General features: G+C 63.0%; 17 protein-coding genes and 1 tRNA gene. 9 read left to right on the top strand and 9 right to left on the bottom strand.

Annotated elements, in window-relative coordinates; all coding sequences use genetic code 11:
* Positions 1 to 99 precede the first annotated feature (99 nt).
* The 3 genes from PQU95_RS11730 to PQU95_RS11720 form a co-directional block, all read right to left on the bottom strand.
* Positions 100 to 1,218, bottom strand: a complete 1,119-nt coding sequence (locus PQU95_RS11730) for a hypothetical protein (RefSeq protein WP_272752189.1) — start codon at positions 1,216 to 1,218, stop codon at positions 100 to 102.
* Positions 1,215 to 4,070 (bottom strand): ATP-binding protein, encoded by a 2,856-nt coding sequence (locus PQU95_RS11725; RefSeq protein WP_272752188.1) that lies wholly within the window; start codon positions 4,068 to 4,070, stop codon positions 1,215 to 1,217. The genes PQU95_RS11730 and PQU95_RS11725 overlap by 4 nt, the downstream gene beginning before the upstream one ends.
* A gap of 203 nt (positions 4,071 to 4,273) precedes the next feature.
* A complete protein-coding gene (locus tag PQU95_RS11720) occupies positions 4,274 to 6,436 on the bottom strand; it encodes a malate synthase G (RefSeq protein ID WP_272752187.1) in 2,163 nt (720 codons plus the stop codon).
* A 133-nt stretch (positions 6,437 to 6,569) separates the two neighbouring features.
* Here PQU95_RS11720 and PQU95_RS11715 point away from each other — a divergent pair, with 133 nt between their 5' ends.
* The 5 genes from PQU95_RS11715 (at position 6,570) to PQU95_RS11695 (ending at position 10,152) form a co-directional block, all read left to right on the top strand.
* Entirely contained in the window at positions 6,570 to 7,466 is an 897-nt protein-coding gene (locus PQU95_RS11715; protein WP_272752186.1) for a LysR family transcriptional regulator, read from the top strand.
* Positions 7,467 to 7,629: 163 nt separating this feature from the next.
* Positions 7,630 to 7,714 (top strand) — tRNA-Tyr (locus PQU95_RS11710).
* Positions 7,715 to 7,848: 134 nt separating this feature from the next.
* Positions 7,849 to 8,157, top strand: coding sequence for a DUF4242 domain-containing protein (locus PQU95_RS11705; protein ID WP_272752185.1), 309 nt, complete (start codon positions 7,849 to 7,851; stop codon positions 8,155 to 8,157).
* 49 nt (positions 8,158 to 8,206) lie between these two features.
* Positions 8,207 to 9,505, top strand: a complete 1,299-nt coding sequence (locus PQU95_RS11700; RefSeq protein ID WP_272752184.1) for a cytochrome-c peroxidase — start codon at positions 8,207 to 8,209, stop codon at positions 9,503 to 9,505.
* Positions 9,502 to 10,152, top strand: a complete 651-nt coding sequence (locus PQU95_RS11695; protein ID WP_272752183.1) for a Crp/Fnr family transcriptional regulator — start codon at positions 9,502 to 9,504, stop codon at positions 10,150 to 10,152. The genes PQU95_RS11700 and PQU95_RS11695 overlap by 4 nt, the downstream gene beginning before the upstream one ends.
* A gap of 12 nt (positions 10,153 to 10,164) precedes the next feature.
* Here the strand turns inward: PQU95_RS11695 and corA are convergent, their stop codons facing one another.
* A complete protein-coding gene (corA, locus tag PQU95_RS11690; protein WP_272752182.1) occupies positions 10,165 to 11,136 on the bottom strand; it encodes a magnesium/cobalt transporter CorA in 972 nt (323 codons plus the stop codon).
* A gap of 250 nt (positions 11,137 to 11,386) precedes the next feature.
* Here corA and PQU95_RS11685 point away from each other — a divergent pair, with 250 nt between their 5' ends.
* Together PQU95_RS11685 and PQU95_RS11680 are read left to right on the top strand one after the other, a co-directional pair.
* A complete protein-coding gene (locus tag PQU95_RS11685) occupies positions 11,387 to 13,138 on the top strand; it encodes an ABC transporter transmembrane domain-containing protein (protein WP_272752181.1) in 1,752 nt (583 codons plus the stop codon).
* 61 nt (positions 13,139 to 13,199) lie between these two features.
* Complete coding sequence (locus PQU95_RS11680; RefSeq protein ID WP_272752180.1) at positions 13,200 to 14,210, top strand: nucleoid-associated protein; 1,011 nt, start codon at positions 13,200 to 13,202, stop codon at positions 14,208 to 14,210.
* Between the two features lie 64 nt (positions 14,211 to 14,274).
* On the opposite strand, the gene PQU95_RS11675 is transcribed toward PQU95_RS11680, so the two are convergent.
* The 4 genes from PQU95_RS11675 to PQU95_RS11660 all read right to left on the bottom strand — a co-directional run bounded on the left by PQU95_RS11675 (position 14,275) and on the right by PQU95_RS11660 (position 18,710).
* A complete protein-coding gene (locus PQU95_RS11675; protein WP_272752179.1) occupies positions 14,275 to 15,516 on the bottom strand; it encodes a glycosyltransferase family protein in 1,242 nt (413 codons plus the stop codon).
* Positions 15,516 to 16,802, bottom strand: a complete 1,287-nt coding sequence (locus tag PQU95_RS11670; RefSeq protein WP_272752178.1) for a B12-binding domain-containing radical SAM protein — start codon at positions 16,800 to 16,802, stop codon at positions 15,516 to 15,518. The genes PQU95_RS11675 and PQU95_RS11670 overlap by 1 nt, the downstream gene beginning before the upstream one ends.
* A 227-nt stretch (positions 16,803 to 17,029) precedes the next feature.
* The gene (locus PQU95_RS11665; protein WP_272752177.1) at positions 17,030 to 17,662 is read right to left on the bottom strand and encodes a helix-turn-helix transcriptional regulator; all 633 of its coding nucleotides are present in this window, start codon (positions 17,660 to 17,662) and stop codon (positions 17,030 to 17,032) included.
* 79 nt (positions 17,663 to 17,741) lie between these two features.
* Entirely contained in the window at positions 17,742 to 18,710 is a 969-nt protein-coding gene (locus tag PQU95_RS11660) for an ornithine cyclodeaminase family protein (protein WP_272752176.1), read from the bottom strand.
* A 159-nt stretch (positions 18,711 to 18,869) separates the two neighbouring features.
* Here PQU95_RS11660 and PQU95_RS11655 point away from each other — a divergent pair, with 159 nt between their 5' ends.
* Complete coding sequence (locus PQU95_RS11655) at positions 18,870 to 19,652, top strand: transporter substrate-binding domain-containing protein (RefSeq protein WP_272752175.1); 783 nt, start codon at positions 18,870 to 18,872, stop codon at positions 19,650 to 19,652.
* 109 nt (positions 19,653 to 19,761) lie between these two features.
* Positions 19,762 to 21,003: an NAD(P)/FAD-dependent oxidoreductase gene (locus PQU95_RS11650; protein WP_272752174.1), complete on the top strand. Its 1,242-nt coding sequence runs from the start codon at positions 19,762 to 19,764 to the stop codon at positions 21,001 to 21,003.
* Between the two features lie 345 nt (positions 21,004 to 21,348).
* Here PQU95_RS11650 and PQU95_RS11645 read toward each other — a convergent pair whose 3' ends face one another.
* Positions 21,349 to 22,749, bottom strand: a complete 1,401-nt coding sequence (locus PQU95_RS11645) for an L-serine ammonia-lyase (RefSeq protein WP_272752173.1) — start codon at positions 22,747 to 22,749, stop codon at positions 21,349 to 21,351.
* Between the last annotated feature and the right edge of the window lie 6 nt (positions 22,750 to 22,755).

Raw genomic sequence — 22,755 nt, 5'->3', positions numbered from 1 at the left:
GCACGGTAACAAGTTGGCCGCCATTGTAGCGCATCAGCCGCCAGGCCGCCCGTGCGGGCTGGCAGCAAAGCCGGCGCAGAGGCCGGCCTGCGCGGTGGCTTAGCGTTTTTTGCCCACGGCTGGTGTGCAGTTTTGCGTGGCGGTGGCGTAGCTGGTGTTCTTGATCGAGGTGTAATACAGGCGGCAGGCTTGTACTTCGTTCTTCCAGGTTTGCGTGCAGCTGTCCATGGTGGCTTTGGCGTCAGCCGACGGGTTTTTGCCCATGGCGGCTTGCCAGCAGGCCACGGTCAGATCCTGGCGCATGATGCTGATGCCCTGGCTATCGCTGCCGGCGTTCCAGATCAGGCTGGGGTGGTTGCCGATGGCCACCGGTACTTGCTTGTTGCTGCCGATGTCCAGCGGGAACTGGTCGCCCACTTTCAGGGTGCCCAGCTTGAACTGGCTGGCCAGCCATTTGCGCGCCGGGCTGCCCAGTACCACCATGGGGCGTGGCACGCTCTGGCCGACTTTGGGCGCGGTCCAGCTTTGCATCAGGGCCATGGTGTACGGGGTAAAGGTGTCGTATACGCCTTCCAGTGCGGCGCCGGCATTGGCTGGTGCGGCAATCGGTGCGATATCGTCGATAGTCTGGTATAGGCCGTTCTGGCGCACGTCCACACCGTTAAAGCCCAGCAGGTTGCCCCAACGCACGGTGGTGGCGGCGCTCAGGTAGTCCTGGGTGTCGTTCAGCACGGTGTCGGGCGGGAAGTGCAGCAGCTGTACGGTGTTATGGTTGCGCAGTGCCATGCCCAGGGTCAGGAAAAAGCGCCAGTCGCTTTGCCACTGCGGTGTTTTTTTCAGCTCCTCTGCCTTGGCGTAGCCGATGTCGCCAATGTCCAGATAGCGGCGGATGGCGTCGCTGTAGTCATCGGGTACCGGGTATTTGTTTTCGTCGGCATTGGCAGGGTTGGCCGCACGGTTCAGGTCGGCGTACAAGTGGTCACCGTTGCGATAGACGCGTACCGCCGAGGTATAGCCATCGCGCTGTACGCTCTGGCTGAGCCAGTGGCCTACGGTTTGCTCCAGCGAGCTGTCCGGGGCAGGGCAGTTGCTGATGCAGTTGGGGTAGGAAAACAGCTGCGCGGCGCGGTCCGGGCTGCCCAGGTCCACAATAAGGTTGTCAGCCAGGGCAAGCGGGCTCAGTAACAGGGTGAGGCTAAGCGTAGCTAGGGTTTTCATTTGGGCTCTCTGGAAGTGTGCTCGGCGGTATTGAAATGCGCTGTCAGCCCGGCCTGGATGGCATCGATGGCGCAAGCCAGCTCCTCCACCAGTTTGGCCTGCGGGTTGCCCGCTTTGGCCTGGGCGTCCAGCTCTTTGGCCAGCTGCTGCATCTGCGGTGCATTGATGTAGTGCCCTACAGATTTCAGGTTGTGGGCAATCAGCTGGATAGTGTCGGTGTCGCCCTGCTGCCAGGCCTGGCGCAGCTGGCTGGCGTCGTCAGCGTGGTGCTGGCGGAACTTGCGCAGCAGCGACTGGAACTGCTCCGGGTTTAGCGACATGGGTAGCGGGCCTGCCTGGATGCCGGGCAGCGCATGGCTGTCGCCGGCCGTGCTGCTGGCGGGTGTAGTACTTTGCGGGCTGACAAAGCGGCATAGCAGGCGGTAGAGCTGATCGGGGGTGTAGGGCTTGCTCAGGTGTTCGTCCATGCCGGCTTCCAGTGCCTCCTGGCGGGCGGCATCAAACGCATGGGCGGTAACGGCAATAATGGGCAGGGTGGTCAGCCCCTGTGCCCGAATCTGGCGCGAAGCTTCCATGCCATCCATCACCGGCATGTGCACGTCCATCAATACCGCATCGAATAGGCCGTGCAGTGCCATTTCTACGGCCTGCTGGCCGTTTTCGGCGCAGCTGACACGGGCGCCGGCTTCTTCCAGCAGCTCGCAGGCGATCTGGCGGTTGATCACATTGTCTTCGGCCAGCAGGATCTGCTTGTCCTTCAGGCAGCCGCCATTGCTGGCGGTCTGGCTAGTCTGCCCGGGCTGGGGTTGCTGTTCGTGCAGAATGGCTTGCCGTAATTGCTCCGGGCTCAGCGGCTTGACCAGTAGCGGCACCGGGCTATCGTCGTCGGCCACGCTGCCGCTGTAGCGCGCGGCGATCAGCAGGATATCCGGTTCGCGGCCGGGTACCAGGCGGCGCAAATTGGCCAGGTGTTCGGTGGCGGTAGCGTTCTCCGGTAGCTCTGCCACCAGCAGCCCCGGGGTGATGTCGCCGTGCTGATAGAGCAGGGCGCGGGCGGTGCCGATGCCGTTGGCGCTGATCACGCTCAGGCCCAGGCCTTGCAGTATGGCGCTGGTGTTGTCGCGTATGCCCTCGTGGCGGTGGATCAGCAGTGCGGTGCCTTGTGCCGCCAGCGGGGCTACCTCGGTACCGGCTTCAAAGGGCAGAGTAATGGCAAAGCTGAAGCAGCTGCCGCTGCCGGGGCTGCTGGCTGCTTCGATCTGGCCGCCCATGGCGGCAACCAGCTGCTGGCAGATGGCCAGGCCCAGGCCGGTGCCACCGTAGCGCCGGGTAATGGATTCGTCTGCCTGGGTAAACGGCTGGAACAGCCGTGCCAGATGGGCTTCATCAATGCCGATGCCGGTGTCGCTGACAGCAAAGCTCAGCGTGACGACCGCATCATCGGCAGCTTGCTGCGCGTGGCGGCTGATATGCAGGATTACCTCGCCGCTGTCGGTGAATTTCACCGCGTTATTCAGCAGGTTCAGCAATATCTGGCCCAGGCGCACGGTATCGCCGCTGAGTACACGCGGTACATCCGGCGCAATGTCGACAATCAGCTCCAGCTGTTTGCTATCCAGCTGTGGCCGCAGCTGGTCGGTGAGCGAGCCGATGAAACTTTCCAGTTTGAAGGCGCGCTGTTCCAGCTGCAGGGTGCCGATTTCCGAGCGGGAGAAGTCCAGGATATCGTTGATGATCACCAGCAGCGAGTTGCCCGCGTGATGGATCTTTTGCAGGTAGTCGCGTTCGCGCGGGCTGCTGCTGTGCTGCAGAGCCAGGTTGGACAGGCCGATGATGGCGTTCATCGGGGTGCGGATCTCGTGGCTCATGCGCGCCAGAAAGCCGGATTTGGCGCGGTTTGCCTCTTCGGCGTGGCGCACGGCTTGTTGTAGCTCGCCCACCCAGGTGCGCACGAAGCGGTAGCCTAGCGATGCCATGGCCAGAAACATGATGGATAGCACCATATACACCGACGAAGACGAAGCGGTAATCAGCTCGGCCGCCTGCTGCCAGCCGGCCACGGTATTCAGGCTGGTGCTGGCGCTGACGGCTTCGTGGCTCAGCCAGAAAGACAGGGCGATGTACATGTAAACACCAATGACCACCATGCTGGCGGCCAGCAGCATCCAGCGCAGGCTGGTGCGCGGGCTGTTGGCCAGCTGGAACAGTGCGCGATTGCGCCAGTTGCATACCGGGTCGGCGACGATAGCCAGCACGGGGGCCGTAATGAACAGCATCTGCAGCAGATTGCCCAGCCACCAGCCCTGCCACAGGCCGAAGGCATCGCCCGATGCCATGTGGTTGGTGTGTATCCAGATGAATGCGCCACTGGCGCTGAACACGCTGCTGAAAAAAGCCAGCAAGCCATAAAACAGCAGGGAGTCCAGGCTGCGCAGGTTCAGCGGAATGGCCATGGCGCGGTAGGCGATGGTGAAAACGGTCAAGCCCAGCGGGTTGGCCAGGGCAAACAGTGCGGCCCAGCCCGGGGTCATGCCGGCGTAGACCGACAGGATGAAAGTGGACAAGAACGCCGGAATGGCACCCCAGGCCAAGCCGAACAGCAGCGTCCACAGCAGGCAGATGGTCAGGGGCGGGTAGGCGGAAACGTAAAACGACACGCCGCCAAAACTCATCGGCATGCCGGACCACTGGAAAATGACAGCCCCCAGCCCCAGGGTAATGCAGGCGATGGTGGAAAACAGCCAGGCCAGCAGTAGCAGGCTACGTGGCGCGTTGGCGCTCATGCGCAAGCGGCGTAGGGAAATAGGCCGGTAGTTGCCGCTTTCCATGGGGCGATTGCTTTGTATTTCCACGCTGCAGTCCTGTCGAATAGATAGATTGGCTGGTGCAGATAGGATTCTGGCATAGGAATGCGGCTTTTGTGTGCTAGATATCGGCAAAATTCAATAAAAAAGCGACGCAAAATAGCGTCGCTGGTGGATAGACAGCCAGCCTGCTGTCATTTGAAAGCAAATGCTGCAAGCTGATGCTGCTGTCTGTTTTGAGTTGCGTGCTGTTACTGGGCTTTTGCCACCAGGCGCCAGGCGTGCAGCAGTGGCTCGGTGTAACCGGATGGCTGGGCGCAGCCCTTGAACACCAGGTCGCACGCCGCCTTGAACGCGACCGAGCTGTCGAAGCGGCCGGCCATATGCTGGTAAGCCGCGTCGCCGGCATTTTGCTGGTCCACCACCGCGGCCATGCGCTGTAGTGTCTCGGTGACCTGCGCTTCGGTGACGATGCCGTGGCGCAGCCAGTTGGCGATGTGCTGGCTGGAAATACGCAGCGTGGCGCGGTCTTCCATCAGGCCCACGTTGTGGATGTCCGGTACCTTGGAGCAGCCCACGCCCTGGTCGATCCAGCGCACCACGTAACCCAGGATGCCTTGCGCGTTATTGTCCAGCTCCTGCTGGATGTCGGCGGCGCTCCAGTCAGGGTTGGCCGCAACGGGGATGGTGAGCAGCGCGTCCTGCAGGTCTTCGGCCGGCTGTGCCTCCATGCCTTTCTGTACTTCTTGCACATTTACCTGGTGGTAGTGCAGCGCGTGCAGCACGGCGGCGGTAGGGGACGGCACCCAGGCGGTGTTGGCACCGGCTTTCGGGTGGCCGATCTTCTGTTTCAGCATCTCGGCCATCAGGTCCGGCATGGCCCACATGCCCTTGCCGATCTGGGCGCGGCCGCGCAGGCCGCTGGCCAGACCCACTTGCACATTGTTGCGCTCGTAAGCCTGGATCCAGCTGCTGGTTTTCATGTCGCCCTTGCGGATCATCGGGCCGGCTTCCATCGAGGTATGCATCTCGTCGCCGGTGCGGTCCAGGAAGCCGGTGTTGATGAAGGCCACGCGGTGGCGGGCGGCGGCAATGCAGCCAGCCAGGTTCACGCTGGTGCGGCGCTCTTCGTCCATGATGCCCAGCTTCACCGTGTATTGCGGCAGGCCCAGCAGGTTTTCCACCGCGCCAAACAGCTCGTTGGCAAACGCCACTTCGGCCGGGCCGTGCATTTTCGGCTTCACGATATAAATGGAGCCGGTGCGCGAGTTGCCGCGGCGTTGCTGGTCGTGCAGCGCGATCAGCGTGGTGACTACGGCGTCCATGATGCCTTCCGGAATCTCGCGGCCTTCGCCGTCGATAATGGCCGGGTTACTCATCAGGTGGCCCACGTTACGGATGAACAGCAGGCTGCGGCCGTGCAAGGTCAGGCTGCCACCGGCGGCGGCGGTGTACTGGCGGTCGGCGTTCATGCGGCGGGTAAAGGTTTTGCCGCCCTTGGCCACGTCTTCGGTCAGCGTGCCCAGCATCAGGCCCAGCCAGTTGCGGTACACCACTACCTTGTCGTCGGCATCTACGGCGGCAACCGAGTCTTCACAGTCCATGATGGTGCTGATGGCCGCTTCCATCACGATGTCTTTCACGCCTGCGCCGTCCTGGGCGCCGATGGCGCTGCTCTTGTCGATCTGGATTTCAAAATGCAGGCCGTTGTTTTTCAGCAGTACGGCAGTGGGGGCGGCCGCATCGCCGTTGTAGCCGATGAATTGTGCCGGCTGCTTCAGGCCGGTGCTGCTACCGTTCTGCAACACGACTTCCAGCTGGCCATTGTTCACGCGGTATGCGCTAGCCTGGCTGTGCGAGCCGGTTTCCAGTACGGCAGCCTGGTCCAGGAAGGCACGGCCAAAGGCAATGACCTTGCCGCCGCGCGCCGGGTTATAGGCGCCAGTGCGGGTGGCACCATCGTCTTCGCTGATGGCGTCGGTGCCGTACAGTGCATCGTACAGGCTGCCCCAGCGCGCGTTGGCCGCGTTCAGCGCGTAGCGGGCGTTCATCACCGGCACCACCAGCTGCGGGCCGGCTTGTTCGGCCAACTCGGTGTCGATATGGCTGGTGTCGATGCGGCTATCGGCTGGTATCGGTGTCAGGTAGCCAATGCTGGACAGGAAAGCCTTGTAAGCGGCCATGTCGGCAATCGGGCCAGGCTGCTGGCGGTGCCATTGGTCGATTTCGGTCTGCAGGCGGTCGCGTTCGGCCAGCAGGGCGCGGTTTTTCGGCGCCAGGGTATGGACCAGCGCATCGAAGCCCAGCCAGAAGGCTTCGCTAGCCATGCCGGTGCCGGGCAGGGCTTCCTGTTCGATAAAGTCGTGAAGGTTGGCCGCAACGGCGAGGCGATGCTTCTGGATACGTGCAGTCATGGAAGGCTCTCTATTGTCGTGTTGCGCGGCTGCGCATGGGTTTGGAATAAGTGTTGATGGCATCAGTGTAGCCATGTTGCTGCGCTGCGCAAAGCGCTAAAATGCCATAACATTTTTTACTTTTGGTGTACTAATGAGCGCGCTAAAGCAGCTGGAAACCTTTGTTTCAGTGGTGAATCTGGGCAGCCTTTCTGCGGCCGCCCGGCAGGAGGATGTGGTGCCAGCCATTATTGGCCGCCGGCTGGATGCGCTGGAAAACCGTCTGGGGGTCAAGCTGCTGGTGCGTACCACACGCAGTATTTCGCTGACCCAAGAGGGCTCGGCCTTTTACGAGGATTGCCTGCGCATTCTGGGTGACCTGGCCGAAGCCGAGTCTGCCGTAGCCAGCGGTAACGCGCGCGCGCGCGGGCACCTGCGGCTATCGGCACCGGCAGGCTTTGGCCGCCGCCATGTGGCGCCGCACGTGGCCAGCTTTTTGCGGCAGCACCCCGATATCCGCATTACGCTGGACTTGTCCGACCGGCTGACCGACCTGGTGCGCGACCGCATCGACTGCGCCATCCGCATCTCCGACCTGGCCGACTCCAGCCTGATTGCCGTGCGGCTGGCCGAAAACCGCCGCGTGGTGGTGGCGGCGCCGGCCTACCTGGCGCAGCGTGGCACGCCCAAGGTGCTGGCCGACCTGGAGCAGCACGATTGCCTGTCGCTGGGTGAAAGCCAGAGCCGCGGCTGGACGTTCAAAGTAGGCGGCGAGCTGGTGAACCTGAAAGTGCGCGGTGCGCTGGAGTGTAACGACGGCGCCGTGCTGCACGATTGGGCGCTGCAGGGGCTGGGGCTGACCTGGCGCTCGATGTGGGAAGTAAAAGACGATATTACCGAAGGCCGCCTGGTGACCGTGCTGGATCGTTTTTCCTCGCCGGATTACCCGGTGTACGCCGTGGTGGCGCAGCGCAAGTTTCTGCCGGGCAGGGTGCGTTTGTTTATCGAGCACCTGCGCGAGGTGTATGCCGCGCCGGGTTATTGGGATTAAGTGGCGCCCCGGGCAATGCTGCCTCATGTAATGGATGCCGCTATGTCTTTGGCAAGCATTTGATAAATAATGGCCTGTTTCTGCTTATCGAAAAAAATGCAAAAAATAGCAAACAGGGGCTTGACGCAGGGTGGGCGCGTTGACATAATTCGCCTCCTGTTCTGGCGGGGTTCCCGAGCGGTCAAAGGGATCAGACTGTAAATCTGACGGTTCTGCCTTCGAAGGTTCGAATCCTTCCCCCGCCACCAGAATACTGAAAAGCCCGTGTCGAAAGACACGGGCTTTTCGCATTGGCCGCTTCTGTAACCAATGCTACAGATTTGCCCGCCGCTGCCCGCTAGCCTGCTGCATACGACATGTGTCGTGCTACGGAGCCAGCATCATGCAAGCATTGCGTTTTTTCATGGATACCCACGACCAGCGCAGCGGGACTTTCCCTGTCGGTCTGGACGCCGCCGATTTTGCCGCATTTTACCGCCACTACGTGGCAGCCTGCCTGCAGGAAGGGGTAGTGCCGCTGCGTACCCATCTCAGCTACCAGGACGGACGCGCTTTCTGTTTCTCGATGGCTGCCGACGCCGAAGCAGTGCGGCGGGCACACCGCCGGGTGGGGCTGGATTTTGACGAGATCGTAGAAGTCAGCACCGCCACGCCGGCGGATACCTTTCTGGCACTGAGCAGGGCGGAGTAACCATGTCCGGGCAGCAGCGCAGGCAGGCTGCTGCCCGCAGGAGGGCAGCATGAGCAGCGGTATGTTCGATGTGTTCTGCGTGGGTATCAGCGCCAGTGTACTGGCTGGCCTGATACTGGTTTTGCTGGTTTTTCTCGAGCTGGGCCCGTTCGCCGGCCTGGCGGTGGAGGGCAAGTGGCTGCTGGGCGGAACGCTGGGGGTGGGCGTGTTGGCGTTTGCTATCAAAATGCTGATTGCGGCAGCCATTATCCAGTACCCCGACACCATGACCCGGCCCTGGTTGCAGTTTTCTGCGCTGGGGCTGGCACCACCACAGGGCGGCGACGCCTTTGCTGCGGCCGTGTCGCGCCGCTATGTCTGGCAGGCACTGCCGTTGCAGGCCCCCCAGCCTGCGGCCAACCCTGGCAGCCCGGCCAAGGTGGCGCTGGGGCGCCGCCTGTTTAACGAAACACAGTTGTCGGCGGATGGTACGCAGTCCTGTGCCACCTGCCATGCCCTGACACGGAAGGCGGGGGGCGATGGCCGCGTTATCGCCGTGGGCATCCGCGGGCAGCAAGGGTCGCGCAATACCCCCACCGTATGGAATGCCGCATTCCAGCAACAGTTGTTCTGGGATGGGCGGGCCGCCTCGCTGGAAGAACAGGCCAAGGGGCCTATCCTCAACCCGCTGGAAATGGGCCTGCCCACTGCAGCTGCCGCTGAGGCGCGCATCCGGCAGCTGCCCGGCTATGCCGGCGGCTTTGCTGCTGCTTTTGGCGATGCCGGCATCAGTTTCGAGCGGATGGCGCTGGCGCTGGCAGCCTACGAGCGCACGCTGATTACCGCCGACAGCCCGTACGACCGCTATGTGCGCGGTGAGCGCCAGGCGCTGGACGCTGCGCAACGCCGCGGCATGACCCTGTTCGACACACTCAATTGCGTGCTGTGTCACAACGGGCCCAACTTCAGTGCTGCCGGGCTGGGCGGTAGCGGGGGGCCGCGCCGCCTGTTTCCGGCCAACCCTAGCGTGTACGAGCAACGCTATCGTCTGTTTGACGATGCCGGCCAGCGTGGCACGTGGCGTGTGCCGTCCTTGCGTAACGTGGCGCTCACCGGCCCCTGGCTGCACAACGGGTCGATAGACCGTCTGGAAGAGGTGGTCCGCATCATGGCCACTGCCCAATTGGGGCGCAGTGGCGGGCTGCAAAGCTGGCTGGGGGACGATGCCACCCTGTACAGTGAGGATCGCAGCCCGTTGACCGACCGGCAGGTGGCCGACCTGGTGGCCTTTTTGCAGGCGCTCAGCAGCGATGCGCTACGTGTTGCCGCCACGCCGCGCGCAGCGGCCTTGCAGAAGGGAGCATCGTGACCCTGACCGATTACCCGCCGTTCAGCTTGCTGGGTGCCCGCAGCCAGGCCTTGCTGCGACAGTGCTCGCTGCAGCGGCACGAAGTGTCACCGGCGCCCTTGCTGGGCAAGGGACAAAACATTTCCGGCGCCTATGTGGTGCTGTCCGGCTGCTTACGCGTCTACACGCTGACGCCTGCCGGGCACGAGGCCACTCAGTACTTCATCCGCCCCGGTGAAACCTGCGTGTTTGCCCTCAACAGCCTGTTCAATGATGTGCGTTACCCGGCCTGGGTGGCGGTGGAGGAGGCGGCCGAGATTGCCTTCATACCCGGGCCGGTATTCCGCAGCCTGTTCGCGCTGGAACCGGTCATGCAGGACCTCACCGTGCGGACTCTATCCGTGCTGGTGTTCCGCCTGATGGCCATGCTGGAAGAAATGCACGCCTGCACGCTGGGCCAGCGGCTGGCGAACCTGTTGTTGCTGCATGCCGGTGCGGATGGGCGGGTGAGCATGACGCAGCAGGTCATGGCCAATCATTTGGGTAGCAGCCGCGAGGTGGTGGCCCGCCTGATCGGCGCGCTAGTGGCATGCGGCGCCGTCAGTTCGCATCGCGGCTATGTATGCGTGCGGCAGGCTGCCTTGCTGGCTGCCCGCAGCGGCATGTGATGCGGCCAGCCGTTACAGCCAGCCAGACTGCTTGAAGCGCCACCACAGCACGCCATCGAGCACGGCCATGATCAGCAGGGTTGTGGGGTAGCCGGTGACCGATTTCAGTTCCGGCATGTGTTCGAAGTTCATGCCATAGATGCCGGCAATCATGGTGGGTACGGCAAACAATGCCGCCCAGGCGGCCAGTTTCTTGCTGACGCTGGAATCGTCCAGCGAAATCATGGCCAGGTTCACCTGGATGGCGGTAGCCAGCATGTCGCGTTGCGACTCCAGATTGCGGATGATGCGCGCCAGGTGGTCGTCCACGTCGCGATAGTAGTCTTGCAGCCCGCCGCATACCCGCGGCACGCGCCCGCCGTGCAGGCGCGCGGTGGCTTCGTGCAGCGGCACCAGTGCGTGGCTGACCATCACCAGCTTGCGCTTTAGCGCGTACAGGTCTTGTATGTTTTGCCGCGCCTGGCCGTTGCGCGAGAACAGCCGTTCTTCCAGCGCTTCCAGCTCGTCTTCCAGCTGGTGCATCACCGAAAAGTAGCGGTCCACCACGGCGTCCATCAGCGCGTAGAACACAAAGCCGGCACCATGCTGCAGCAGGTGCGGCTCGCGTTCGCAGCGGTCGCGCACGTTCTGGAAGCCTTTGCGTGTGCCGTTACGGATGGACAGCACATAGTTGGCGCCGACAAATACATCGACCTCGCCCTCGTTCAGGTAGCCCTCGTCATCCAGCTGCAGGGTTTTCATCACGCAGAACAGCATGTCGCCGTATTCGTCCAGCTTGGGCCGCTGGTGGCCGTGCTGCGCGTCTTCCACGGCCAGCTCGTGCAGGTCGAATTCGCGCGCCAGCTGGCTGATTTCGCTGGGTAGCGGGTCTTTCAGCGCTACCCACACAAAACAGTCTGGCCGGCGCAGGTAATCGTGTATGTCGGTGCTGGCGATATCGCCCAGTTTCTGGCCGTTCTGGTAGGCCACGCAGTTGATCAGCATGCGGCTTGTCTCGTTATGGTTATATTGCCGGCCCGGGTGGCGGGTGTGTTCAAGGGTATTGTTGTGCCTGCGGCGGTGCATTGCCAGCTTCATCTTGGCATCGTGCCGCAGCGGCCTGGTGGCCGTGCTGGCCTGCTTTGGCAATAAATGCCGTTCAGTGCGGCGATGGTGCTGTGACATTGCCCGGCTCTTGAAATAGCCGGTGTATGCGGCCATGTACCGGTTTTATTCCTGTTTTCGGGGTGCTGTGGTGAATAAACCAAGCCTGCTGCAAAAATTTACGCCGCTGGGCGGTTTGCTGCCCTTCATGCGCCCTTATCGTGGCCGTTTTGTGCTGGCGGGCCTGTCGTTGCTGGTGGCCGCCGGGGCGACGTTGCTGCTGCCGGTGGCGTTTCGCTACCTGATCGACCACGCCTTCACCCAGCGCCAGGCGGTGGACGGCTATTTCCTGGCGCTGTTTGGCCTGGCCAGTGTGCTGGCCCTGTTTACCGCGCTGCGTTTTTATCTGGTGTCGTGGCTGGGCGAGCGTGTGACGGCCGATTTGCGTAGCGCGGTGTACCGGCATGTGGTGGGCATGAGCCCGGAATACTTCGAGACCCTGCAAACCGGCGAGGTGCTGTCACGGCTGACCACCGACACCACGCTGGTGCAAACCGTGGTGGGCACCAGCCTGTCGATGGGCCTGCGCAATGTGCTGTTGATGCTGGGTGGCCTGGTGATGCTGGCGGTGACCAGCCCTAGCCTGACGGGTTACATCCTGCTGACACTGCTCTTGGTCATCGTACCGATTCTGGTCTACGGCCGCCGTGTGCGCGCACTGTCGCGTTCCAGCCAGGACCGCATTGCCGATTCCAGCGCCATGGCGGGCGAGGCGCTGAACGCCGTGCAGACGGTGCAGGCGTTTGCGCAGGAAGGGCACGAAGTGGCACGCTTTGATGCCTCGGTGACGCGCAGCTTTGATACCGCGCTGGCGCGCATCGTGGCGCGTAGCCAGCTTACCGCCCTGGTGATCTTGCTGGTGTTCGGTGCCATCGTGTTTGTACTGTGGCTGGGCGCGCACGCCGTGCTGGCCGGGCAGATGAGCAGCGGCCAGCTGGCACAGTTCATCCTGTACGCGGTGGTGACCGCCGGTGCCATCGGTGCGGTGGCCGAGGTGTGGGGCGACCTGCAACGCGCGGCCGGAGCCACCGAGCGCCTGCTGGCCTTGCTGGCGCAGCGCTCGCCAGTGCAGCCGCCCGCGCAGCCGCAGTGGCTGCCGCCAGAAGGCGAGGGCCTGCAGCTGGATAATGTCACCTTTGCCTACCCGTCGCGCCCCGGCCAGCCGTCGCTACAGGGGCTGAGCCTGCAGGTGCGCCCGGGCGAGCACGTGGCGCTGGTGGGGCCGTCCGGCGCCGGCAAGACCACGCTGTTCCAGTTGCTGCTGCGTTTTTACGACCCGCAAGTTGGCCGCATCCGCCTCAACGGTGTCGCCATCGACCAGCTGGACCCGGCCGCGTTGCGCCGCCACATCGGCATTGTGCTGCAGGACACGGTGATCTTTGCCGCCAGCGCGCTGGAGAACATCCGTTACGGCCGCCCCGACGCCAGCGACGACGAGGTCATCGCCGCCGCCCGTGCCGCCGCCGCGCACGATTTCATCGAAAAGCTGCCCGAGGGCTACCACAGCTTTCTGGGCGAGCGCGGCGTGCGCCTGTCTGGCGGCCAGCGCCAGCGCATTGCCATTGCCCGCGCCATTCTGAAAAACCCGCCTGTGCTGCTGCTGGACGAAGCCACCAGTGCGCTGGACGCCGAGTCGGAACAGCTGGTGCAGCAGGCGCTGGAGCACGCCGCTGCCGGGCGCACCACGCTGGTGATTGCCCACCGCCTGGCCACCGTCAAGCAGGCAGACCGCATCATCGTGCTGGAGGGTGGGCGCATTGTGGCCGAGGGCCGTCACGAAGCGCTGCTGCAAAGCTCGCCGCTGTACGCCAGGTTGGCCGCATTGCAGTTTGGCCAGGCTTAGAGCCTGGCGGCCGGATGTGCGATAATCGCCACCCGTTTTTCAGCCCCCAACAGGAAGCATCATGCAGATAACCGAAGCCCGCGTAGAACGCCTCGTGGTACACCGTGTCGGCAACCCGGCCCGCAGCGAGCCCTTGCAGCTGTCCGGCAAGGCCACCCAGGTGGACGAGGGCGTATCGGCGCTGATCCTGGACGGCTACCTGAAGGGCATTGTCTCCGACAAGAAAAAGTACCAGTTCTACCACGAGAGCGACCTGAACCTGAACGAGCTGTACCACTACAGCCGCCAGTTCTTCCGTGGCGAGGCCGACCTGCTGGAGGTGTCGCAGCGCATTGCCAAGCACCTGTACGCCCGCTCGCAGCACCCCAACATCATGGCCGGCGACTTGCTGGTGATCCTGTTTTCCGGCCTGAGCGACGGCGACCGCGAAGTGCGTGCGCTGGGCCTCTTTAAAGCCGAAATCCAGGAAGACTTCCTCACCATCGTGGAAAGCGGCGAGGTGTTCGACATCAGCCACGCCAGCGGCATCAACCCGCGCCTGATCGACAAGGGCGCGCTGCTGCTGGAGCACGGCCCGCTGCTGTACGCAGTGGACCGCCAGGGTAACGAAGCCAAGTTCTGGCTGGACGACTTCCTGCAGGCCATGCGCGTGCCCGATACCAGCACCAGCAGCAAGGTGGTGGCCGAGGTGCTGGAGCAGATCTCGGAAGAAATTGACGACCCGCAGCAGCAGGTGCGCTTCAAGGACGAAGTGATGAACCTGTGCAAGACCGAGCCGGAGCTGTCGCCGCGCCAGATGGGTAGCATGGCCGAGCGCTACGTGGGGCCGGAAGAGGTTGGCCGCCTGTTCGACAACGCCGCCGAAAGCTACGGCTTTTCGCTGGAAAGCGACGCGCCGCTGCCGGCGCAATCGGTGGCCAAGCGGTTGGAGAAGAGCTGGAGCAAGGTCGGCATCGGCCATGGTGTCAGCCTGCTGCTGCCGTCCGACCTCAGCCTGCAGAACGTGCGCAGCGTGAAAGGCGAAAACGGCGAGCTGACGCTGACGCTGTTTTTGCAGCAGAAGGAAGACTAGCCGTTACCAGCCCATGATGCCAACGGTGCTAGCGCAGGGCTTCCATCACATGGACGCCCTGGTTTTACTGGAGCTGGCGCCGCTTCTGGTGCAGGGCGTGGATGTCTGCAAGGATGGCGCTGGCACGGTTTTCCCATCGATGGTGTTGTCGGACATGTGATGCCGCTGCCTGGCCGATGTCGCGCAGCGTCTCGTGTTGTGCTTTCCACTGTGACAGCGTATCGCGCAAGGTTTCCGGTTGGTAGGCGATGTAGTGTTCGCCATCGGTGAAATGCGCCTGTACATCATGTTCCGGGTCGTAGTCGGTATGATTAATCAGGATGACGCCGCCGGCAGCCATGCATTCGAGTACGCGCTGGTGCATGCCGAAGGCGCCATTGTGCAGATTGAACTGGCTGCGACGATAGACATTGCATAACTCGCTACCCCAGCTCAGGTTGCGTTGATAGTAAGGCGCCAATCGCTCCCATCCCAGCCACTGGTTCGGGCCAAAGAGCTGTAGTTGTAACCCTTCGTCCAGCACGGCATTGGCATTGCCCAGTCGATCGGGAATCCGTGGGAGCTCTGTGTCAAGCAGCAGCAGTGTCCAATGTGAGTCGAACAGGGCTAGCATCTCGTCAATGCTGATGGAGATCCCCAGGCGTTTGTTGATCTCGGCTGTCATCAGGGCATGGATATCGCCGGTGGAGTGGCGGCTGATGGATACCTTGTGCTGGTAGCTCAGGCTGAAAATGAGATCGCCTACCGATACCTGCCGGCCTTGATGCTGGGCAATGAGCAGCTCGTGCATGGCGGGGGTCGGCTTGATCGGTTTCGGAATATAGCCGCAAATGGACGCGAGTCCCGGCTCCGGCCGGCTATCCGGCAGGTTCGCGTACAGGTCGGTATCGGCACCAGGTTGCAGGATTTTCCACTCCTGGCTAGTGGCCTGGGCCTGAAGGCCGAAATAGTCGGCTTTCAGCAGGCCGTACAGCAGGTCGCTGCCGCCAAAGCGAGGATCGGCACGGTGCAGCAGCTTGTTGCCGCTCACCGGGTCCTGATGCCAGGCATCCTGAATCCAGCACAGGTGCAGGCAGGATGCCGGCAGGGACAGCGGCGACTGGCCTCGTGTGCGGTTGATTTCGAACACGGCATCCGGGCACAGCTTGTCCAGCTCGTTGCCCAGTGCGTCGGCGGGTTTGTCAGCATCCAGCAGCTGGCAGTCCACACCGATACGGTGAAACCCTTTCATCAGGGCAAAGCACATGTTCAACAGATAGGTGTTGCTGGTGCTGCACAGTATGGCCAGTCGGAGCGGGGTCATCATCAGTTTACGAATACCGGCATGTCATCATGTTTGAAATAGCGCACGTAGTCATCAATGATCAGGCGCAGTTCTTCTTCTTCCTCTTCGGAGCGGATTTCCGGAATGATGAAATCCGGCACCGGGTTCTTGCAGAATTCGGTCCAGATATCTGTCTTGAACTTGCCGGTGCGTAGCAGCTCTTCGTAGTAGGGCGTTTCCGCCAGCGGCGACAGCAGGTTGAAGTAGGGCAGCTTGATGCCAAGGTCGCGGATGCGTTGCGGCAGGGTACGGCGGTACTCGCTGGTTTCGCCCGGCGCGCCGATGATGAAGTAGCCCAGAATGTCGATGTCGTACTGCTGGCACAGCGTGGAAAACTGCTCGATGTGCTTGTAACGGGAGGCCTTCTTGAAGCCGGCCAGAATGGTGTCGTCCAGGCTCTCGATGCCGACATGCAGGCGTTTGCAGCCGGCTTCGGCCAGGTCTGCGATAACCGACTCCCGTACCTCTACCGTGCCCCTGGCACTCCAGTCTACCTTGATGTTTTCCCGTACTAGCGCTTTGGACATTTCGCTGACGCGGTTGCGGTTGACGTTGAACGCGTCGTCCAGGATGTGGATCGAGGTAGCACCCAGCTCGACCAGCGCCTTGAATTCTTCCACGCAGCGCTCGGCGGACTTGAAGTTGAAGGTTTTCTGTTGCACGTCGCAATAGGTGCAGGCGTACGGACAGCCTTTGGAACTGAACATCGGCAGACGCAAGGCGCCAACGTCAAACAACAGGTCTTCGTTTTTCTCGATGCGATAATCGTCGATATTGAGCAAATGGCGAGCCGGTAGCGGAATGGTGTTCAGGTTGACCTGGCCACCCCAGAACACGCCTTCCGGGCAGCCGGCTTGCAGCCATTGCGGGAAGGTGACTTCGGCATCATCCACGAACACGGCGTGGGCACCTTGTTCCAGAATGTAGTTGTAGCTCTTGGTGGCGTGCGGGCCACCGACAATCTTGATGGGTGCGCTGGTGCGTTGCAGGATCTGCACCATGGCCCAGGCACGGTAGGTGACTACCGACAGGCCCAGGACATCCGGTGCCCAGGCTTCGATCTGGTCGATGGTTTCCTGCAGGTCCAGACCCAGGCTGGCCGCATCCAGTACCTTGACTTCGTATTCGGGCGGCACGCAGGCCGCGAGGCTCAAGACACCCAACGGCATGTATTTTACGGCTTTGTTCTTGTAGAACTTGGCGGTGACGCGATCACGTACTTCACCTTCGTAAGGCATGACAACAAACAGGATTTTTTTGGGTTTCACGTTTTGCTTCCGTCTATTTGTCAGTGAGTGTGTGTTAAGGCAGGCCAGTATAATGCCATTTTTGCATTTGGCATTGGATGGTGGCGCATCCTGACATAACGACACACTGCGCACAAACTTTAGACTTTGTTAACGAAACACTATTGCTAGTTGGGTCTTTTCTATCGATAGCGCATGCCATTCGGGGAGATATCCACTGGTTGACAGCCTCCGGGCCGGTGGCGTGTTCAGCCTTCTTTCAGCTCTTTCAGGTACTTGTACACGGTGGCACGGCCCAGCCCCAGCACGTTGGCAATGTAATGCGTGGCGCTCTTGCCCTGGAAAGCGCCTTCGGCATGCAGCGCGGCCACCAGCTGGCGGCGCTGGTCGCGCGTCAGGCCGTTCAGTGCCAGCTGCCTGTGCTGCAGCCAGCCGTGCATGAAGGTATTGATACGCTCCTGCCAGTCGTCACGGAATAGCTCGGCCGGCTGCGCCACCAGCCCGGCGCCTTTGAGCAGCATGCCCAGCATGCCGTGCATGTCTTCGAATACCGCAATGTTGAAGTTGATGCACATCACCCCCAGCGCCTGCCCGTCATCGTCAAACAGCACGCTGCTGACGCAGCGCATGCGGCGCCCATCCCAGTTCAGCTTTTCGTAGGGGCCGACAAAACGGTCGGCAATGGTGCGCTCGATGTCTTCCAGCCCGGATTCGTCACCGATTTCGCGCCGCGACAGGTTGTTGGCCAGGTAGCGCACGCGCTGCTCGGCCAGGTCGTGGATCACCACCTCGGCGTAGGGGAAGAACAGCTTGGTGATGCTGTCGGCCAGGTGGGCGTAGCGGGACAGCAGCAGGTCGGTAGCGTGGGTAGCGTGTCTCATGGGCATGGGTTCCGGGCAGAGGCGGCATAGTGCCGTAGCGCAAGGTTGGCCACAAGTGCGGCCAACCTTTTGTCCGGATCTAGCCGCCTTGCTGCACGCGTTGCAGCAGGGCGTGGGCAATGGCGATGTCCTGCAGGCCCATGCCGATGGAGCGGAAAAACACGTGGCGCTGGTAGTCCGGGCGCGGGCAGTGGCCGGTTACCAGCTCGGCCAGGTCGCCACGGATGGCATCGGCCTGCCACTGGTGGTCGCGTGCGGCCAACACCATGTCGCCGGCGCGGCTGGGGGTACTGGCGCGGTGGTCGCAGTACACGTCCAGCTGCGATAGCAGCGCCGGTGCGATCTCGTGCGCCTGGGCCACATTGGTGCTGATCGAGGTAATCAGCGCCGGGCGGCGCAGTGCGGCCACGTCCAGTACCGGGCTGCCGGACGAGGTGCACAGCATCACCACGTCGGCGTCGGCGGCGGCATTCTCGGCCGAACTGGCCAGCTCGATGCGGGCATCCATCGCCAGCAGCTGTGCCTGCAGGGCGCTATCTGCTGCCAGGCCGGGGGCAAATACGCGGATGCGCGTCCACGGCCGCAGGGCCAGTACGTGGCGCAGGTGGGCCTGGCCGACTGCGCCGCAGCCGATCAGCGCCAGCTGCTGGCTGTCCGGGCGCGCCAGCTGTTCTATTGCCAGTGCCGTAGTGCCGGCGGTGCGCTCTACGGTGAGCAGGCTGGCGTCGCAGAACAGCAAGGGTTGGCCGGTCTGCATCGAGAAAAGGCTGGTCCAGGCGGTTACCAGCGGCTTGCCGCCCGTCACGATATACGGCGACAGCTTGGCACCAAACAGCTGCTGGCTGGCCAGTACGCCCTGGTAAGTGATGACATCGCCGGTGTCACCCGGAAACAGTGTCAGCGTTTGTGGTGGCTGCACCGCCTGGCCCTGGCCCAGTGCGGTGAACAATTGCAGCAATACCTGACGTACCGGCAGCTGCGGCAGGTGCGGGCGGATGGCGTCGGCGGTCAGAACTAGCGGGGCGGCGTGGTGGTTGATAGCGTGCATGGTGTCTTGGCATGGCGGATGGCAATGACCTTAGCTTAGCGATGAAGAAAAAAATTGTCCACGATGGAAATTTTATCTATTCTTGCCGGCAAGCGGCCAAGACGAGCCGCCACCCGCTACCGGCAGCCGCCGGGCAGGACCCCGCCAGGAGAAATCATCATGAGCAAAACCCGCACTGCCAGCCGTTATCTGCTGCCCCTTATCGCTTTGCTGGCCGGCCCGGCGCTGGCCGGTGGCCAGGCCGTCCGCATGGGGCTGGAGCCATTTTACGCACCATTCGAAAGCAAGCTGCCCGATGGCAAACTGGTGGGTTTCGATATCGAGATCGGTAATGCCATTTGCGAACGCATGGCGGCCAAGTGCAGCTACGTGGAAACCTCGTTCGAGGGGCTGATTCCGGGGCTGATGGCGCGCAAGTTCGAGGTGATCAACTCGGCGATGAACATTACCGCCAAGCGCCGCGAATCGATTGATTTCACCGTGCCGATCTACATCGTCCCTATCCAGATGGTGGCGCGCCGTGACAGCAAACTGCAGCCTACCGTGGCCGCGCTGAAGGGCAAGACCGTCGGCGTGCTGCAGGGCGCCACGCAGGAAGACTTTGTGCGCAAGCACTGGGAGCGCGCAGGCGTGAAGGTGGTGGCCTACCGTGACCAGAGCCAGATCTACCTGGACCTGGCCGCCGGCCGCCTGGATGCCTCGGTACAGGAAGGGCAGAATGCGCAGGAAGGCTTCCTCGATAAACCGCAGGGCAAGCCCTTCGAGTTCAAGGGCAAGGTGCTGAGTGACTTTGCCACGCTGGGCGAAGGCACCGGCTTTGGCGTGCGCAAAGGCGACCCGCTGAAGGCCGAGCTGGACAAGGCTATTGCGGCGCTGAAGCAGGACGGCACCCTCAGCCGCTTGTCGCAGAAGTACTTCAAGCGCGACATTATCGCCAAGTAGGTTTTTACCCGCCCGGCTAGCCGCCGGGCGTCGGTGCGCCAGGGTTGGCCGCATCGTTTGACTATCGCCGCGGCCAGGCCGGCGCGGCAGCAGGAAGGCAACAAGCAGCATGGATGCAGATGTAATCGTACTGGGTGCCGGCATGGTCGGCGTGTCGGCCGCCTTGGCCCTGCAGCAACGTGGCCGCCAGGTATGGCTGCTGGACCGGCGCGCCCCTGGCGAGGAAACCAGCCACGGTAATGCCGGCCTGCTGGAGCGGGCGGCGGTGATACCGTACGGCTTCCCGCGCCAGCTATCGTCGGTATTGCGCCTGGCGGCCAACCGCTCGCCCGACGTGCGCTACCACCCGGCCACGCTGCCGTCCTACGCCGGCTGGCTGTGGCAGTACTGGCGCGAGTCGGCACCGGCACGCTTGGCCGCTACCGGCCGCGCCATGCTGCCCTTGCTGGAAGCCTGCCTGCCCGAACACGACGCCTGGATTCGTGCTGCCGGTGTGACCGAGCTGCGCCGCAGTGAAGGCCTGCTGGAGGCGTGGCGCGGCGAGGCCACCTTTTTTGACGAAGCGGCCAATGCGCAGCGTATCGCCCGCGAATACGGCCTGGGCCTCACCGTGCTGGACGCAGCGGCGCTGCACCAGGCCGAGCCTGGGCTGGGGCAGGGCTTTAGCGGGGCGATTCACTGGCACGACCCGCACAGCATCCGCGACCCCGGTGCGCTGGTACGCGGCTACGCGGCGTACTTCCAGACGCTGGGCGGGGTATTGAAGCAATGCGCGGTACAGGGTTTGCGCCAGGCGGGCAACGGCTGGCAGGTGCATACCGACGCCGGTGTGTATCAGGCACGCGAGGTGGTGCTGGCGCTGGGGCCGTGGTCGGACGACCTGTACACGCCGCTGGGTTACCGCATTCCGCTACAGGTCAAACGTGGCTACCACATGCACTACTATGCGCGTGGCCCTGGCCTGCAGCGCACGGTGGTGGATATGGAAAACAGCTTTCTGGTGGCACCGATGGCGCGTGGCTTGCGGCTGGCCACCGGTGTGGAGCTGGCGCGCCGTGACGCGCCGCCCACGCCCAATCAGCTGGCGCAGGCCGAAGCGCTGGCGCAAGGCTTGTTCCCGCTGGGTGAGCGCGTGGATGCCGAACCGTGGGTGGGCTGCCGCCCCTGCCTGCCGGACATGCGCCCGGTGATTGGCGCCGCGCCGCGTCACCCGGGTTTGTGGTTCTGCTTTGGCCACAGCCATCTGGGGCTGACGCTGGGGCCGGTGTCGGGGCGCCTGCTGGCCGAGATGATGCTGGGCGAGCAGCCGTTTACCGACCCTGCGCCGTACTCGCCGGCGCGCTTTGCCTGAAGTGAATGTGCGGTTTCGAAAGGCTGGGCGGTACTGCTTGGTAACATGTGGGTGAAGCGCCAATAGCCCGTTGGCGCGAGCCGGACAAAAGTGCAGCCCCCAGGTTTTAAGCAGCCGATTTGTTTGAGCCGCGTGACGTTAGCACGCGGCGAGTTCGGCGGCGCCTGGGGGCTGTGCTTTTGAGCGGGGTTTCGAGCAGCCCCGGGTCGCCTTTTCTTTGGGTACTTTCTTTTGGCGAAGCAAAAGAAAGTACCCCGTCCGCCGGGCGGAACCGGCAATGCCAAGCATCATCCGCGTAGCGGATCCTGCCGTGGTCACGCCACGTTCTCGGCCGGTGCTGGCCGATCAGCACTCCACAATATTCACCGGCACCTCGATCACATTGATCGCCAGGCCGCCGCGTGCGGTTTCCTTGTACTTGGTGCTCATGTCGCGGCCGGTGTCGCGCATGGTCTTGATCACGCGGTCCAGCGATACAAAGTGCTGGCCGTCGCCGCGTAGTGCCATGCGGGCGGCGTTGATGGCCTTGATCGACGCCATGGCGTTGCGCTCGATGCACGGCACTTGCACCAGGCCGCCCACCGGGTCGCAGGTCAGGCCCAGGTTGTGTTCCATGCCGATTTCGGCGGCGTTTTCCACTTGCTCCGGCGTGCCGCCCAGCACTTCGGCCAGGCCACCTGCTGCCATGGAACAGGCCGAGCCGACCTCGCCCTGGCAGCCTACCTCGGCGCCCGAGATCGACGCGTTCAGCTTGAACAGGATGCCGATGGCGCCGGCGGTCAGCAAAAAGCGCACGATACCGTCGTCGTTGGCCGCAGGGATAAAGCGGGCGTAGTAGTGCATCACCGCCGGGATGATGCCGGCAGCACCGTTGGTGGGCGCGGTCACCACGCGGCCACCGGCGGCGTTTTCCTCGTTTACCGCCAGCGCGTACAGGTTGACCCAGTCCATCACGGTAAGTGGGTCGCGCAGCGCGGCTTCCGGCGAGGCCAGTAGCTTCTGGTACATGTCGGCGGCGCGGCGTTTCACCTTCATGCCGCCGGGCAGGATGCCTTCGCGCTCGCAGCCGCGCTTCACGCAGCTTTGCATCACTTGCCAGATATTCAGCAGGCCGGCGCGCACTTCGTCTTCGCTGCGCCAGGCCAGCTCGTTTTCCAGCATGATCTGGCTGATCGACTTGCCGTGGCGCTGGCACAGCGCCAGCAGCTCGGCTCCGGTCTTGAACGGGTGCTTCAGCTCGGTAACGCCGGGCGGGGTAAAGCCGGCGTCGATGGCCGCCTCGTCCACCACGAAGCCGCCGCCTACCGAGTAGTAGGCGCGCTTGGACAGGCTGTCGCCGTTGGCCGCAAACGCTTCGAAGATCATGCCGTTGGGGTGGTAGGGCAGTGCCTTGCGCTTGTGCAGGATCAGGTGTTCGCCCTCGATAAAGGGCACCACGTGGCTGCCCAGCAGGCGGATGGCCTTGTCGGCACGGATGGCGGCCAGCATATCGTCTACCGCATCGGTATCGACCAGGTCGGGGTGTTCACCTTGCAGGCCCAGTAGCACGGCGGTATCGGTACCGTGGCCTTTGCCGGTGGCGCCCAGCGAGCCGAACATCTCGGCTTTGACGCTGGCGGTGGCGGCCAGCAGGCCGTCTTTTTCCAGCCGCGCCACAAACTGGCGCGCGGCACGCATCGGGCCGACGGTGTGGGAGCTGGACGGGCCGATGCCGATCTTGAACAGGTCGAATACGCTGATAGCCATGCTGCT

It is taken from the genome of Vogesella aquatica, from assembly GCF_028548455.1.
Taxonomy (GTDB): domain Bacteria; phylum Pseudomonadota; class Gammaproteobacteria; order Burkholderiales; family Chromobacteriaceae; genus Vogesella; species Vogesella aquatica.
The sequence above is the reverse complement of the archived record's forward strand: the minus strand, read 5'-3'. Positions and strand labels throughout refer to the sequence as shown.

Bases quoted from the DNA above. Each gene is read 5' to 3' on its own strand.
- PQU95_RS11730 (WP_272752189.1), bottom strand. From the start codon at position 1,218: ATGAAAACCCTAGCTACGCTTAGCCTCACCCTGTTACTGAGCCCGCTT.
- PQU95_RS11720 (WP_272752187.1), bottom strand. From the start codon at position 6,436: ATGACTGCACGTATCCAGAAGCATCGCCTCGCCGTTGCGGCCAACCTT.
- PQU95_RS11715 (WP_272752186.1), top strand. From the start codon at position 6,570: ATGAGCGCGCTAAAGCAGCTGGAAACCTTTGTTTCAGTGGTGAATCTG.
- PQU95_RS11705 (WP_272752185.1), top strand. From the start codon at position 7,849: ATGCAAGCATTGCGTTTTTTCATGGATACCCACGACCAGCGCAGCGGG.
- PQU95_RS11700 (WP_272752184.1), top strand. From the start codon at position 8,207: ATGAGCAGCGGTATGTTCGATGTGTTCTGCGTGGGTATCAGCGCCAGT.
- corA (WP_272752182.1), bottom strand. From the start codon at position 11,136: ATGCTGATCAACTGCGTGGCCTACCAGAACGGCCAGAAACTGGGCGAT.
- PQU95_RS11680 (WP_272752180.1), top strand. From the start codon at position 13,200: ATGCAGATAACCGAAGCCCGCGTAGAACGCCTCGTGGTACACCGTGTC.
- PQU95_RS11675 (WP_272752179.1), bottom strand. From the start codon at position 15,516: ATGATGACCCCGCTCCGACTGGCCATACTGTGCAGCACCAGCAACACC.
- PQU95_RS11665 (WP_272752177.1), bottom strand. From the start codon at position 17,662: ATGAGACACGCTACCCACGCTACCGACCTGCTGCTGTCCCGCTACGCC.
- PQU95_RS11660 (WP_272752176.1), bottom strand. From the start codon at position 18,710: ATGCACGCTATCAACCACCACGCCGCCCCGCTAGTTCTGACCGCCGAC.
- PQU95_RS11655 (WP_272752175.1), top strand. From the start codon at position 18,870: ATGAGCAAAACCCGCACTGCCAGCCGTTATCTGCTGCCCCTTATCGCT.
- PQU95_RS11650 (WP_272752174.1), top strand. From the start codon at position 19,762: ATGGATGCAGATGTAATCGTACTGGGTGCCGGCATGGTCGGCGTGTCG.
- PQU95_RS11645 (WP_272752173.1), bottom strand. From the start codon at position 22,749: ATGGCTATCAGCGTATTCGACCTGTTCAAGATCGGCATCGGCCCGTCC.